The sequence below is a fragment of the Devosia sp. A16 genome, assembly GCF_001402915.1.
Classification (GTDB): domain Bacteria; phylum Pseudomonadota; class Alphaproteobacteria; order Rhizobiales; family Devosiaceae; genus Devosia_A.
In genome coordinates this window covers 3,817,683-3,832,228 of record NZ_CP012945.1, presented here as the reverse complement: position 1 = coordinate 3,832,228, position 14,546 = coordinate 3,817,683, and the positions used below count along the sequence as shown (strand labels likewise).

The window sequence follows — 14,546 nt, the reverse complement described above, 5'->3', positions numbered from 1 at the left end:
CGCAACCGAAGCATGCTCGACTGCCGACTGCCCCGGCGCGTTCCCGACGGTTCATTCCAGCCCCTTCGAATCCAGACGACCGATCGGCTCGGCGATCAGGTTGTCGTCGCGGTAGCCGTTGGTGATCGGGTAGCGGCGACCCAGCCCGAAGGCCTTGCGCGAGATCTTCACCCCCGGGGCCGACTGGCGGCGCTTGTACTCGGCAATGTTCAGCAGCTTCTCGATCCGCTTGACCAGAGCGCGGTCAAAACGACCATCGCCGCGCGCGACGACCTCGGCCACGCTGAGCTCGAGCTCGACCAGGCCGACCAGAATCTCGTCGAGGATCGGGTAAGGCGGCAGCGAGTCCTGGTCGGTCTGGTTGGGCCGCAGTTCCGCCGAGGGGGCCTTGTCGATGATGTTCTGGGTGATCACCAGTCCGTCGGAGCCGAGGCAATCGGCCGGACGGTGCTTGTTGCGCCAGTCCGCCAGCTCGTAGACACGCATCTTCAGCATGTCCTTGATCGGGTTGAAGCCGCCATTCATGTCGCCATAGATGGTGGCGTAGCCGACTGCCATTTCCGACTTGTTGCCGGTGGTGAGCAGGAGCGAACCGAGCTTGTTGGAGACCGCCATCAGGTAGACGCCGCGCATGCGCGACTGGATGTTCTCCTCGGTCAGATCCTGCGGGCGGTTGCCGAAGACCGGCTGCAGCTCGTTGAGCGCGGCCTCCACCGGATCGCCGATCGAGACGACGTCGTAGCGGACGCCGAGCCGCCGGGCACAGTCGCGTGCGTCGGCCAGGCTCTCCTCCGAAGTGTAGCGGTAGGGCAGCATCAGGCAGTGGACGTTGTCGGCGCCAATGGCATCGACCGCCATGGCAGCCACCACCGCGCTGTCGATGCCACCGGAGAGGCCGAGCACCACCGACTTGAAACCGTTCTTTTTCACGTAGTCGCGCAGGCCCAGCACGCAGGCGCGCCACGGCGCTTCGTCGACACTCGAGAGCGGCGTGACGTGCGGATCGGTGCAGCGCCAGCCGTCCTCGGTGCGGGCCCAGTTCGACATCAGGATCTCGGGCTCGAAACTCTTCGCCTGCACGACGAGCCGACCGCCCGGCTCGATGGCAAAGCTCGCGCCATCATAGACCAGCTCGTCCTGGCCGCCGACCTGGTTCAGATAGAGCAGCGGCACGTTGTCTTCGGCGACACGGTCGGTGACCAGCTTGTAGCGGGTGGCCTGCTTGTTGCGCCAATAGGGCGAACCATTGGGACAGAGCAGCAGCCGCGCGCCCTGGTCGACCAGGTGGGCACAGACATCGGGATGCCAGATGTCTTCGCAGATCGGGATGCCGATCGACACGCCCTTGATGGTCACCGGTTCCTGCAGGTCGGCGCGCTCGAAATAGCGCTTTTCGTAGAAGATATCCTCGTTGGGCAGCTCGCGCTTGTAACGGCGGGCGGTGATCTCGCCGGCCTCGCAGACGATCACCGCGTTGAACAGCTTGCCGCCTTCGCGCCAGACCGTGGGCATGATGGCGCTGACGCCAGTGCCGGCAGTGGCGCGGGCAAAATCCTCGGCGGCGGCCATCGCATCGGCGACGAAGCGCGGTTTGAACAGCAGGTCGTCGGGGAAGTAGCCGGTGAGGAACAGCTCTGAGAACAGCAGGATATCGGCCCCCTGCCCGGCGGCGTCGGCCAGCGTCGACTTGGCCAGGGCGAGGTTCTGCGCGATGGCGCCGACCGTCGGATTGAGCTGCGCCAGGGCAATGCGGAGACGATCGGTCACGTGCGAAATCCACCCCGTTGAAAACGCGGCAAGACTTATCCGCTCACCCCGGTCGGGGCAAGCGGACAGCCGGTCACGATGGATCTGGTCAGAAGGAGTAGGTCAGCTCGGCAAGCAGGCCGTAGCGGAAGAGCTTGAACGGGTTTTCCGTCTCGATGTAGTCGTCGAGCTCGATTGTCGGAGCGGCATATGGCGGGTCGGCAGGAATGAACGAGCCCGGGTTATCCGGATCCTCGACCTGCTGGTACTGCGGGGCGGTCACCAGAGCGCCGGTGTAGGTGGCATCGTAGGTCCCCTCGACATACCAGGCGCGACCACCGAAGCGCATCGTCAGGTTCTCGGTAGGGTGGATGCCGGCCATCAGTTCAGCCATCGCGCCATAGCCCCAGCCATTGACGTTGGTCGGCGAGGCCTTGAAGAACAACGGGGCGCAGCCGCCGGGAGCCGGGACGTCGCAGGGCCCGTAGGGCCCAAGGAAGTCGTCGCCGCCACCCGCATGACCTCCCATAACACCGCCAAGGGTCGCGAACGGCACCGCCGCCACTTCGGCGCTGATGTCGAAGAAATCGTTGATCTCGGCCTTGCCGCTCAGGCCGAGCCGCAACATGTGCAGTTCCAATTTGTCATCGACGCTGTCGCCGGGAAGCGACCAGACGCCGCTGTTCTCGTTGTAGCTGATGTCGCCGTCGGAGGTGGCCGTGGTGAAGTTGGCGCGCGAGGTGCGCGGCGAATTGTTCCAGTAGTTGTAGCCGATAAAACCGCCTGCCCCGGTGCCCGCGCCGTCACCGAAGGCATTCCAGCCGAAATCGGCACCGGCATAGCCAAGCGTGCCATCGACCACCGGAGCGGTGCCGTAAGGATCGCTATGTTCGCCGTTGATCGCGAAAGTATAGCCGGCCCACCCCTTGGCGTAGGTGCGAGTCGCGTCCTCTTCGACGCGGATATGGGCCTCAACCGATTGGGCGTTGTCGGTTTCCTCGAAGTTCAGCGGGCCGAGGTCGAAGTTCTGGCTGCCCCAGGAATACCAATAGCGCAGCCCGGTCTGGATATGGATGCCGTCGCTCTCGTCGCCCAGCTCGGTCCAGTCCTTGGGCTCGGTCGAGTATGCGCCGCGATAGACTTCTTCGGGCGACCAGTCCTCGCTCCAATCGGCGGCCAGGACCGGACTGCCGATAGCGGCAGCGAGAACGGCGAGACTGGTGGCCAGACGGATGGACATCGGAAGCTCCGCAAACAAACGCGTACGAGCTATTCATGGCTGGTTAGGGTTAATGTTCCGCTAAATGGACTGGCAAAGTGCAAAGGATTGGGTCACATCCGATCCGACGACTACAATTTGATAAGCATTGTAGGTTTTTCCCCTGCCACAACGGAGGCATGCACAACTCGGCTGCAACCTTCGGCACCCCAGTGAGTTGGGACCACACGTAAAAAACTGACTTCGGAATGAGGCTATGAGTTGCAAGGTTCTGGTGGTGGAGGACGAGATTTTCGTCGCCACGGAATTCGAAAACCTGCTGTTCGATCTCGGTCATGAGCCGGTCGGCATCGCATCCGACAGCCGTCAGGCGCTGGCGCTGGCCGAGGAGGCCGAGCTGGCGTTCGTCGACCTCAACCTGGTCGACGGTCCGACCGGCATCGAGGTCGGCCGCTCTCTGGCGGCGCGCGGTGTCACCGTCGTCTACATGACGGCCAACCCGGCTCAGCTGGGCAGCGGCGTGCCGGGCACGATCGGGGTGATCCCCAAGCCTGTGGACAATAATGAACTGCGCCAGGCGGTGGAGTTCGCCGTCGCGGTACGTCGCCGGACGCAGAGCGAGATCCAGCCGCCGCGGCGGCTGAGGCTGTTCGGCTCTATTGGCGAAACTCCGGCGCTGGCCTGAGTTCAGCGCTTCGGCGCAACGCGGCCAGCGGCACCGAGAGATTTACCTCCAGTCCCGTCTCGTCGTAGCGGCGCTCCAGCTTGCCGCGCAACTGACCTTCCACACTGAGCGAGATCAGCCTTGAGCCGAACCCCGCCGCTCCAGGTTTCGGGCTCGGGCCGCCGATTTCGCGCCAATGCAGCAGATAACTCTCGCCGCTGATCTGGGTGGTGATCTCGATGCGGCCGTCACCGCGCGACAGCGCTCCGTACTTGGCGGCGTTGGTTGCCAGTTCGTGGAACAGCAGCGCCAACGGCGTCGCGGCGCCGTCGTCGATCACCGCATCGTCGCCCGTGAAACTGACACGCTCGATCTCACCATCACGATACGGCTGCAGCAACGACCGAACCAGGGCCTGCAACGAGGCCGGATTGCTGCGCGGCAGGGATTCACGCGAATGCGGTCGGACGAAATCGTGGGCGCGCCCAAGCGCCAGGATGCGGCCGCGCAGCCGGTCGGCAAAATCCTTGGCCTCCGGCTGAGAGCGGGCCGCGAGACTGACGATCCCGCCGATCACCGCAAAGATGTTCTTGATGCGGTGGCTGAGCTCCTGCGCGATCACCTCGCGCTCCTCCTGCGCCAGGCGTTCCTCGTGGATATCGGTGCAGGTGCCGAACCAGCGCGTGATGCGGCCGGAGGCATCGCGGATCGGCAGCGCCTGGCCCAGCACCCAGCGATAGGCGCCACTGTGGTGCTTCAATCGATACTCGATGCGGTACGGATCGCCGGTGGCGAGCGAGTGCCGCCACACGGCCCAGGCGCGCTCCTGATCGTCCGGATGGAACATGCCGTTCCAGCCCTCGCCATCGGTCGACCCCTGCGGCACGCCGGTGAACTCGTACCAGCGTGCATTGTAGTAGTCGTGGAAACCGTCGGGCAGCGTCGACCAGACCATCTGCGGCATGGTGTCGGCGAGGGTGCGAAACCGCAGCTCGCTCTCGGCCAGCTGTTCGGCCACCCGGCGCTCCTCGGTGACGTCGACCACGACCCCGGGGAGGCGGATCGCCTTGCCATTGACGTCGGCAATGACCCGCCCGGACGCGACAACCCACCGTTCGGGCGCGCCGCCGCGGGCGCTGAGGCGGTACTCCAGGCGGACCGGACCGGGGCGCTTGAGCGCGTCGCCGATCTCGGCAATGACCCGCTGACGGTCGTCCGGATGAACGCCGTCAAGGAAGGTTTCGATCGGCAGGCCCACCGCTGCCGAACCGGGAGTCACGCCGTAGAGCGCGGCGAAACGATCATCGGCGGTGACGACGTTGTCGGAGATGTTCCAATCCCAAGTGCCGACCATGCCGGAGGCGGTCAGCGCCAGGTCGAGCTTCTCGCGGCTTTCCTCCAGCGCCTGCTCGGCGACCACCCCTGCGGTGGTTTCCTGCACGATGGCAAGGACCGCCAGACCACTGCCGTCATCATCGAGCACCGGCGAATAGTCGAGGTTGAGCCAGACCTTCTCAGGCCCGCCATTGCGATAGAAGACGAATGGCTGGCTGTTGAACACCAGCGATTCCCCGCCGAGGACGCGCCGCAGGACGTCACGATTGAACTCGGCCACCTCGGGCCAGCTCTCGAGCACCGACGAGCCGAAGGCGCCGGGATGGCGCCCGCCGGCAATAGGTGCATAGGCGGAGTTGTAGAGCATGACGCCGTTGGGACCGATCAACAGGGCCATCGGCGCCGCGGCGGTCATGATCAGACGGGCGGCGGAACGCAGCGCCACCGGCCATTCGGCAATGGGACCAAGTTCGGTGGCGGACCAGTCGAAGCTGTTGGCAAGCAGCATGACCGGATCCCGATCCAGCCTGGCTTTGGTCGCGGCGTCCGCACGCGGAAAGAACGAACGTGGCATCAATCACCGAGCTGGCGCGCCGAGGGCGCGATTCATCGTCAGGCGGCGCGAACCGCCCCTCCGCCCAGCAACGGCCAGAGCGGCGAATTAGTTCACTCGGCCGCCACGATTCTTTCGCTGCGAGCCGGGCGCTGCGAGCGCAGTTCTTCTGCCACAAGGAAGGCCAGTTCGAGCGCCTGGCTGGCATTGAGGCGCGGGTCGCAATAGGTGTGATAGCGATCCTGCAGGCCCGCCTCGGTGATCGCCGCGACGCCGCCGCCGGTGCACTCGGTCACGTCGTCGCCAGTCATTTCGATATGGATGCCGCCGGCATAGGTGCCCATGGCGCGGTGGATCTCGAAGAAGCTCTTCACTTCGCTGAGCACACGTTCGAACGGCCGGGTCTTGTAGCCATTCGAAGCCTTGATGGTGTTGCCGTGCATCGGATCGGAGCACCACACCACCACCCTCCCCTCTGCCTTTACCGCCTCGATCAGGCGCGGCAGGTGATCGGCGATCTTGTCCGAGCCGAAGCGGCCGATCAGCGTGACGCGGCCAGCTTCGTTGCTGGGGTTCAGCTTGTCGATTATGCGCAGCAGGTCGTCGGCGGCGAGGCTCGGGCCACACTTGACGCCCACCGGGTTGCGGATGCCGGAGAAGTACTCGACATGCGCCGCGTCGGCCTGCCGGGTGCGGTCGCCGATCCACAGCATGTGACCGGAGGTGGCGTAATAGTCGCCGGTGATGGAATCCCGGCGGGTCAATGCTTCCTCGAAGCCGAGCAGCAGAGCCTCGTGCGAGGTGTAGAACTTGGTCTCGCGCAGCGACGGGGTGTTGTCCGGGGTGAGGCCGAGGGCGCGCATGAAGTCGATGGCGTCATCGATCTTCTGGGCCAACTCCTCGAAGCGCGGATAAGCGTTGGAGCCTTTCATGAAGCCCATGGTCCACTCGTGGACACGGGTCAAGTCGGCATAGCCGCCCGAAGCGAAGGCGCGCAGCAGATTGAGGGTCGCGGCCGACTGCCGGTAGGCGAGCAGCAGGCGCTCCGGATCGGGCACCCGGGCCGCCTCGGTGAAGCCGATGTCGTTGATGATGTCGCCGCGATAGCTGGGGAGCGTCACTCCATCGATGGTCTCGGTGTCGGACGAACGGGGCTTGGCGAACTGGCCGGCGATGCGCCCGACCTTGACCACCGGCTTGCTCGCCCCATGGGTCAGCACCACCGCCATCTGCAGGAAGACGCGGAAGAAGTCGCGAATGTGGTCGGCGCCATGTTCGGCAAAACTCTCGGCGCAATCGCCGCCCTGCAGCAGAAACGCCCTGCCCTCGGCGACCTCGGTCAGCTGGTGCTTGAGCTCACGCGCCTCGCCGGCAAACACCAGCGGAGGGAACTTGCGCAGCTGCGCCTCGGCGGCTTCCAGCTTCGCCGGATCCGGGTAGACCGGCACCTGCGAAATCGGCTTCTGTCTCCAGCTCTGCGGCGTCCAAGTCGTCGGCATAGGCGTGATCTCCGGTCGGCGGCGAAATAGCAGGGGAATGGGGCGATGTGAAGCCGGCGGCAGCTACTGCTTCTGGCCTTTGCGGTAGACGTAGCTGGGCTTCTTGAAGGTCACCAGTTCTTCGGCTGCCGTCGGATGCATGGCCATGGCGCGGTCGAAATCGGCTTTGGTCGCTTTCATGCCGAGCGGGATCGCCGCCATCTGGATGATCTCGGCGGCGCCGGGGCCGAGGATGTGAACACCCAACACCTCGCCGCCATCGGCGCTGGTGATCAGCTTCATCATCATGCGGTCGGACTTCAGCGACAGCGTGTTCATCATCGGCCGGAATCGGGTGATGTACACATCGATATCGCCGTGGGTGGCCGCATCGTGCTCGGCGAGGCCGACGGTCCCGACCTCGGGCTCGGCGAATACCGCTTCGCCGATCAGCGAGTGATCGACGGCGGTCGGCTTGTCGCCGAACACGGTGTCGGCAAAGGCATGTCCCTCGCGGATGGCGACGGGAGTGAGCTGAGCCCGGTTGGTGACGTCGCCGACGGCGTAGATCGAGGGAACGCTGGAGCGCGAATAAGCGTCGACTACGACAGCGCCATCCCAGGCCAGCTCGACCCCCGCCGCTTCGAGACCGAGGCCCGCGGTATTGGGCGAACGGCCTGTGGCGAACATGACAGCCCCGAACGGCGCGTCGACGCCATCGGAGAAGCTCACCGTGATGTCCTTGCCGGTACGGCGCAGGCCGAGCACGTTGGTCTGATGGATGATCCTGACGCCGCGTGCCTCGAGACCGGCCTCGAGCCCGACCCTCAGGTCCTCGTCGAAGCCGCGCAGCAGGCGGTCACCGCGATAGACGATGGTGGTGTGGACGCCCAGGCCGGCGAAGATCGTGGCGAACTCCACCGAGATGAAGCCGCCTCCCTCGATGAGGATGGAGTGCGGAAGAGTCTCGAGGTGAAACGCCTCGTTGGAGGTGATGCCGAGCTCTTTGCCAGGGATGTCCGGGATGAACGGATGGGCGCCGGTGGCGATGAGGATGGTCCTGGCGGTGAGCTCGCGGCCGGACTTCTGCAGGCGGACGGTGTTGGGTCCGATGACGGTGGCGCGATCGCGAATGATCTCGGCGCCGGGCTTTTCGAGTCCGGCGACATAGGCGGCCTCCAGCCGGGCGATTTCCTTGTCCTTGTTGGCCACCAGCGTGGCCCAGTCGAAGCTCGGCGTGCCGACGTCCCAGCCGAAGCTGGGTGCGATCTCGAACAGATCCTTGTAGCGCGAGGCGTAGACGAACAGTTTCTTGGGGACGCAGCCGCGGATCACGCAGGTGCCGCCGACGCGGTATTCCTCGATGATGGCGACCCTGGCGCCATAGGTTGCGGCGATCCGCGCCGCCCGCACCCCGCCGGACCCGGCGCCGATCACCACGAGATCGTAACTGTCGCTCATTGCCTACCCCAGTCTACCCGAAACGAAAAAGGCCCCGCGCGATGGCGGGGCCTTGTAGCAGATAGGGTGCGACAGCTCAGCTGTCGATACCCTTGGACTTCAGCTCGGCGCGGACGGCCGAAAAGAACTCGGTGTTCAGGTTGCCGGTGAACACGTCCATGATGCGGCTGATGGTGCCACTCATGGCGGAGTTCGACTTGGCCAGCTTGGTGCCGGTCGGGGTCGAATAGAAATCGACGATCTGCTGCAGCTCGTCTTGGGTGAAGGACAGCGCATAGACGCGTGCGAACTGGTCGAACAGCTCGCCCTTGCGGCCCTTGTAGGTGGAGATCACCTTCTCGATCGCGTCATTGAGCGGCTGGGCGATTTCAGGATTCTGCGGCAGCAACTGCTTGTAGGTGTTGATGCCCGCCTGGACGATGGTGGCCTCGTAGAGGCCGCCAGTGTCGGTGAGATCGACATATTTACGCGCCAGCGCCAGGTGCTCGGGCGAGATTTCGGAGGCTTCCTGGCTCATCGCGGGCAATGCGACAAAGCTCGACAGGAACAGCGACAGCAATGCCGCGACAAGCATCGGCGCGCGTTTGAAGGTGGACGTCATCGGCTTGGTGCCCATCTGATTATGTGTTTCCCCTGCGGGAGCCGATCGCCGTGACCGTGCACGCCGACCATCCCCTTGCTCACTTTAGCCTCTATCCGAGCGGCACTCAGCCGTCCAGAACGTCGACACCGGCCGGGCCGGCCACGTAGGCCCGCTGGCAGAGACCGATGAACAGTCCATGCTCCACGACGCCCGGGATTTCGACGAGGGCCTGCGCGAGTGCTTCTGGCTGAGGAATACGGCCAAAAAAAGCGTCGAGGATGGCGTGGCCGCCGTCGGTGACGAAGGGTGTGCCATCGGCCTTGAGGCGGCGGCGCAAGGGGCCCTCGGCATAGAAATCGGCCATCACCCTGGCGATGGCCACGGTGGTGACGCCGAGACCGAAATGGTTGACCTCGATCGGCAGCGGGAAGCGGCCGAGCATTTCGACCTGCTTGCTCTGGTCGGCGATGACAATCATCCGCCTCGAAGCCGCCGCGACGATCTTCTCGCGCAGCAGGGCGCCGCCGCCGCCCTTGATCAGCGCCAGGCCAGGGCCGAGTTCATCGGCGCCGTCGACGGTAAGATCGAGTTCGGGTGTAGCTTCGAGGTCGGTCAGCGGAATGCCGAGACCGCGCGCCTGCGCTGCGGTGACCTCCGAGGTCGGCACACAAATCACCTCGAGCCCGTCGCGGACGGCGCGCCCGACGATATCGACGAAGTGCCTGGCGGTCGAACCGGTGCCGAGTCCCAGTCGCATGCCGCTCGTCACTTCGGCCATCGCCGCTTCGGCCGCGCGGTATTTCTGCTCGTCGCTCATGGGCGTCCCCTGCCTGTCTGCGGCCGACCTAGGAGAGGCGCGGGGCACGTGTCAACCTGGCCTTCTCACGCAGAGGTGAATGGAAATGTCGCATCGGGGCAACACAATGTGGCTCTGGTGTCCTGAGTTTGTCCGAATCGTGGCAAGGCCATTCACTGCTTGTTAGGAACAGTTTACCAACCATCCGAGACTGGCTCAGAATCAGGGTCGATTACGTCAAGAGGCGCAGTTTGAAGAACATTTCCATGACCAAGCTAGTGGTCGCCGCTCTTTTGTCGGCGATCCTTTCTTTGTCGCTGGCCGCACCGGCTACCGCGGCAAAGCGGGTCTATGACCCGGTTACCGACACCTGGTCGGACGCAGGCGCGATCAAGCCTGGCTCCAAGCGGGGCAAGGCCATCCCCAAGGAGATCGTCAGCTACAGCACCAAGTACAAGCCGGGCACCATCGTCATCGAGACGTCCGAACGCCGCCTGTATCTGGTGCTCGAGGGCGGCAAGGCGCTGAAATACGGCATCGGCGTGGGCCGCGACGGCTTCCGCTGGTCGGGTCAGCACCGCATCACCCGCGTCGCCGAGTGGCCGGGTTGGACGCCGCCGGCGGCCATGCGCCAGCGCGTTCCGGACCTGCCGGCCTATATGCCCGGCGGCCCCGATAATCCGCTCGGCGCCCGTGCCCTCTATATCGGCTCGACGCTCTATCGCATCCACGGCACGTCCGAGCCGTGGACCATCGGCCAGGCGGTTTCGTCCGGCTGCATCCGGCTCACCAACGAGGACGTCACCGACCTCTACGAGCGCGTCAGGGTCGGCGCCCTGGTGGTGGTGAACCAGTAAGGCCAGGCGCCTTTGTCGAATTCGAAGGGCCGGCTCGATGAGCCGGCCCTTTCTTGTTTTGCGGTGAGGGCGGCAGTGGAGTAGAAAGGGGAATGTCCCTGACGCTTCTCGAACAGCCGAACCTCGTCCCCACGGGCGCGAAACCAGTGCCCACGGGGGCGCAGCGTCCCCTCGTAGATCGCTATGGGCGACAGATCAGCTATCTCCGGGTGTCGGTGACCGATCGCTGCGACTTCCGCTGCGTCTACTGCATGTCGGAGCACATGACGTTCCTGCCCAAAAAGGACGTGCTGAGCTTCGAGGAGATCGACACCATCGTGACCGCCTTCGTCGCCCGCGGGGTGAAGAAGGTCCGGCTGACCGGCGGCGAGCCGCTGGTCAGGCGCGACATCATGGAACTGGTGGAGAAGATCGGCGGGCATCTCGGGCAAGGCCTCGAGGAACTGACCCTCACCACCAATGGCAGCCAGTTGCGTCGTCATGCCGTGGGGCTGGCGCAAGCCGGAGTGAAGCGGCTCAACGTCTCGCTCGATACGCTCGACGAGCAGCGCTTTGCAGAGATCACCCGGCGCGGACGCATTGCCGACGTGCTGGATGGGATCGACGCCGCGGCGGATGCCGGGCTCGGGATCAAGATCAACATGGTGGCGATGCGCGGCGTCAACGAGGACGAAATCGAGCCGATGCTGCATTGGGCGCATGGCCGCGGTTTCGGCCTGACGCTGATCGAAGGAATGCCGCTGGGCGAGGTCGGGATCGACCGGGTCGACACCTACCTGCCGCTCAGGGAGATGCGCGAACGGCTCCAGGCGAAATACACGCTCGAGCCGACCGGACACCGCACCGGCGGGCCGGCACGCTACGACTACGTGGCCGAAACCAACGGGCTGGTGGGTTTCATCACGCCGATGAGCCACAATTTCTGCGAGAGCTGCAACCGGGTGCGGCTGACGGCGACCGGGCAGCTCTATATGTGCCTGGGGCAGGACGACATGGTCGACTTGCGCGCCGCGATCCGCGAGGGCGGACCGGACGCGCTCGATGCGGCGCTGGATCGGGCGATGCTCCTCAAGCCCAAGGGGCACGACTTCGTGCTGGATCGCGACCACGCGGCGCCGGCGCTGAGCCGGCACATGAGCGTGACGGGGGGCTGACGCCTCGCTCGCGGAAAGTAAAGCCGCACTGATGAAGACGGCCCCTCCCGGCCTCCCCCATTAAGGGGGAGGTGAAGAGTCGAGGCTCTGTCTTCGATCGTGCCCGGGGACCGGCGGAGCACCTCCCCCCTTGTGGGGGAGGATGGGAGGGGGCCGTCTGCTTCAGTCGGCTCCGCCTAGCGAACCGTGTACCCGCCATCCACCACCAGCACTTCCCCTGTGACATACCCCGAGGCCGGTGAGCACAGATAAAGCGCCGCCGCGCCGATATCGATGGCCGAGCCGGGGCGCTTCATCGGCGTCATGTCGCGCCAGACCGGCCCCCAGACCGGGTCGGCGAGTCCGCCATTGGTCATGTCGGTGGTGATGTAGCCCGGGGCGATGGCGTTTACGCGGATGCCGTCCTCGGCATAGTCGGAGGCGAGGCTCCTGGTCAGCATGTGCACGGCGGCCTTGGAGGCGTTGTAGGCGGCCTGCGGCTGCGGAATGTTGGAGATGAGGCCGGAGATCGAGCCGATATTCAGCATGACCCCGCTCTTTTGGGCGCGCATCGGGCCGAGCGCCGCCTGACAGGCGCGGAATACGCTGTCGAGGTTGATATCCATCAGCCGGCGGTACTGCTCCTCGGGGAAGTTGTGGGTTTCGCCGTGCTGGGCGACGCCGGCATTGTTGACGAGGATATCGAGCCGGCCACCGCCGAGCTTCACCGCTTCGGCGACAAGCTGCGCCGGCACCGCGGGATCCTGCACGTCGCCCTGCAGGTAGTCGACCTTGCGGCCCAGATCCTTGAAGCGCTGCACGACCTCGGGCCTGGGCACCCGCGAGGAGAGGATGACATGGGCGCCGGCGTCGCTCAGCGCCTCGACGATGCCGAGACCGATGCCGCGGGTGGCGCCGGTGACCAGTGCAACTTTGCCATCAAGGCGAAACAGGTCGAAGATCATCGCATTTCCTCTACTCTTTGTTTGGCCGCGCTTTCGAACCGGAAAGTCTGCAACTTTTCCTGAAAGCGCTCTAGTGCAGGGTGGTGGCCCCCGGCCGATCGAGGCCGAGGATGAAATCGGCGCAGCGGTCGCCCAGCATCATGGCGGGCGCCGTGGTGTTGCCGGCGTTGATGTTGGGCACCGCCGACATATCGGAGACGCGGAGGTTGTCGACGCCGCGGACGCGCAGGCGCGCGTCGAGCACGGCCATCGGATCGCCGTCGGCGCCCATCCTGGCAGTGCTCGCCGGATGGTAGTTGGTCTTGACGAAGCGGCGGCAATGCTCGGCCATCGCCGCGTCGCTCAGGTCCGGCCCGGGCGGCGCGATGACCTTTTCGATGCGCTTGCCGAGCGGGCCCGACAACAGCACGTCGCGGAAGAAGCGCTGCCCCTCGACCATCATCTGCATGTCGTCGGGGTGCTGCAGCAGATGTGGCGAGACCAGCGGCATGTCTGCCGGGTTGGCGGAACGGAGTTCGACATAGCCACGCGACTTGGGCTTGACCAGCACAGTGGTGATGGTGACCCCATAGGTATCGTCGAACACCTTGAGCAGGTCGCGATCGAGATAGACGATGGGCACGCAGAAGGCCTGGATGGAAGGCGGCGCGTCGCGGTCGACCGGGTTGATGAACGCGCCGGCCTCGAAGCCGGCCGAGAGGATCGGGCCGTTCCCGAACAGTTTGAAGTTGAGCCCGTTCTTGAGCATGCGCCAGCCGACACCCTGCTTGAAGTAGCCGTAGGGACCGTTGGCGACCGAGATCACCGGCACCTCGGGATGATCGATCAGGTTGCGGCCGACCCCCGGGAGATCGACAAGTGTGCTAATGCCATGGCTGTCGAGCTGCTCGGTGGGACCGACGCCCGAGAGCATCAGCAGCTTGGGGGTCACGAGCGCGCCGGCACTCAGCACGATGTCACCGGATGAGTAGGCGGTGTGCTCCGCCCCCGCCGCATCGCGATAGGTGACGCTCACCGCCCTGCCGTTTTCGATGTTGATCTTGTGCACGGCGGCGCGCAGCCGCACGGTCAGGCGCGGATCGTCCTGCAGCGGCTCGACATAGGCGTAGGCGGCGCTCGAGCGTTTCCCCTTGCGGTTCATGAACTGGTAGAAGCCGACGCCGCGCTGCGTCATGCCGTTGAAATCGTTGGTGAGCGGCTCGCCCTTCAGCTGTACGCTCTGCACGAACCAGCGCGACACGTCGTCGACATGCCCGGGATCGGAGACCAGCAGCGGGCCGTCATTGCCGTGGAAGTCGTTGCTCAGCCGGTTGTTGCCCTCGATGCGGCGGAAGTGCCGCAGCACGGTCGCCCAGTCCCAGGCGGCGCCGTCATTGCTGCCGCGCAGGATCTGGTCCCACTCGTCATAGTCGGACGGCCGGCCGCGCATATAGACCTGCGCGTTCACCGAAGTGCCGCCGCCGAGGACATTGCCCTGCGGGATGTCGTGCACACGACCGTTCAGGTGCTCTTGCGGCACCGTGTGGTGGTAGGTCATGTACTTCGAGCCGTTGATCAGCTTGAAGATGCCCGGTGGCATGTCGAGCAGCGGGTGATGGTGGGAGTAACCCGCCTCGAGCAGCAGCACGCGCCGCCCGCCGTCGGTCACCAGCCGGGCGGCGGCCACGCAGCCCGACGCTCCTCCTCCGATCACGACGTGATCGAATTCCTCCCGCATCTGTCGCCCCCTCCAGGACCTGCACCGATCGGCGCGGGA

At 65.2% G+C, this 14,546-nt stretch carries 12 protein-coding genes; 3 read left to right on the top strand and 9 right to left on the bottom strand.

The features are described from left to right. Window positions 1-51: 51 nt before the first annotated feature. Together APS40_RS18410 and APS40_RS18405 are read right to left on the bottom strand one after the other, a co-directional pair. A complete protein-coding gene (locus APS40_RS18410) occupies window positions 52-1,767 on the bottom strand; it encodes an NAD+ synthase (protein ID WP_442855816.1) in 1,716 nt (571 codons plus the stop codon). Window positions 1,768-1,855: 88 nt separating this feature from the next. Beyond that, window positions 1,856-2,986: a hypothetical protein gene (locus APS40_RS18405; RefSeq protein ID WP_055048439.1), complete on the bottom strand. Its 1,131-nt coding sequence runs from the start codon at window positions 2,984-2,986 to the stop codon at window positions 1,856-1,858. Between the two features lie 235 nt (window positions 2,987-3,221). Between APS40_RS18405 and APS40_RS18400 the strand changes: the two genes are divergently transcribed. After that, window positions 3,222-3,650, top strand: a complete 429-nt coding sequence (locus APS40_RS18400) for a response regulator (RefSeq protein ID WP_055048438.1) — start codon at window positions 3,222-3,224, stop codon at window positions 3,648-3,650. Here APS40_RS18400 and APS40_RS24985 read toward each other — a convergent pair. The 5 genes from APS40_RS24985 to rpiA form a co-directional block, all read right to left on the bottom strand. Then, the gene (locus APS40_RS24985; protein ID WP_197279360.1) at window positions 3,622-5,472 is read right to left on the bottom strand and encodes a PAS domain-containing sensor histidine kinase; all 1,851 of its coding nucleotides are present in this window, start codon (window positions 5,470-5,472) and stop codon (window positions 3,622-3,624) included. The two genes, APS40_RS18400 and APS40_RS24985, sit on opposite strands and share 29 nt — an antisense overlap. 158 nt (window positions 5,473-5,630) lie before the next feature. Further along, entirely contained in the window at window positions 5,631-7,016 is a 1,386-nt protein-coding gene (locus tag APS40_RS18390; protein WP_055048436.1) for a class II 3-deoxy-7-phosphoheptulonate synthase, read from the bottom strand. Window positions 7,017-7,079: 63 nt separating this feature from the next. Further along, window positions 7,080-8,456, bottom strand: coding sequence for a glutathione-disulfide reductase (gor, locus tag APS40_RS18385; protein ID WP_055048435.1), 1,377 nt, complete (start codon window positions 8,454-8,456; stop codon window positions 7,080-7,082). A gap of 76 nt (window positions 8,457-8,532) precedes the next feature. Then, complete coding sequence (locus APS40_RS18380) at window positions 8,533-9,057, bottom strand: DUF2059 domain-containing protein (RefSeq protein ID WP_197279359.1); 525 nt, start codon at window positions 9,055-9,057, stop codon at window positions 8,533-8,535. A gap of 106 nt (window positions 9,058-9,163) precedes the next feature. Continuing rightward, window positions 9,164-9,856, bottom strand: a complete 693-nt coding sequence (rpiA, locus tag APS40_RS18375; RefSeq protein WP_055048433.1) for a ribose-5-phosphate isomerase RpiA — start codon at window positions 9,854-9,856, stop codon at window positions 9,164-9,166. A 245-nt stretch (window positions 9,857-10,101) separates the two neighbouring features. Here rpiA and APS40_RS18370 point away from each other — a divergent pair, with 245 nt between their 5' ends. Both APS40_RS18370 and moaA read left to right on the top strand, forming a co-directional pair. Beyond that, window positions 10,102-10,692, top strand: coding sequence for a L,D-transpeptidase (locus APS40_RS18370; RefSeq protein WP_055048432.1), 591 nt, complete (start codon window positions 10,102-10,104; stop codon window positions 10,690-10,692). A 92-nt stretch (window positions 10,693-10,784) separates the two neighbouring features. Continuing rightward, window positions 10,785-11,846 carry a GTP 3',8-cyclase MoaA gene (gene moaA, locus APS40_RS18365; protein ID WP_082434517.1) on the top strand — a complete coding sequence of 354 codons (1,062 nt, stop codon included), beginning with the start codon at window positions 10,785-10,787 and terminating at the stop codon, window positions 11,844-11,846. Window positions 11,847-12,022: 176 nt separating this feature from the next. Here the strand turns inward: moaA and APS40_RS18360 are convergent, their stop codons facing one another. Together APS40_RS18360 and APS40_RS18355 are read right to left on the bottom strand one after the other, a co-directional pair. After that, window positions 12,023-12,790, bottom strand: coding sequence for an SDR family NAD(P)-dependent oxidoreductase (locus APS40_RS18360; protein ID WP_055048431.1), 768 nt, complete (start codon window positions 12,788-12,790; stop codon window positions 12,023-12,025). A gap of 70 nt (window positions 12,791-12,860) precedes the next feature. Beyond that, window positions 12,861-14,507, bottom strand: a complete 1,647-nt coding sequence (locus tag APS40_RS18355; RefSeq protein WP_055048430.1) for a GMC family oxidoreductase — start codon at window positions 14,505-14,507, stop codon at window positions 12,861-12,863. Between the last annotated feature and the right edge of the window lie 39 nt (window positions 14,508-14,546).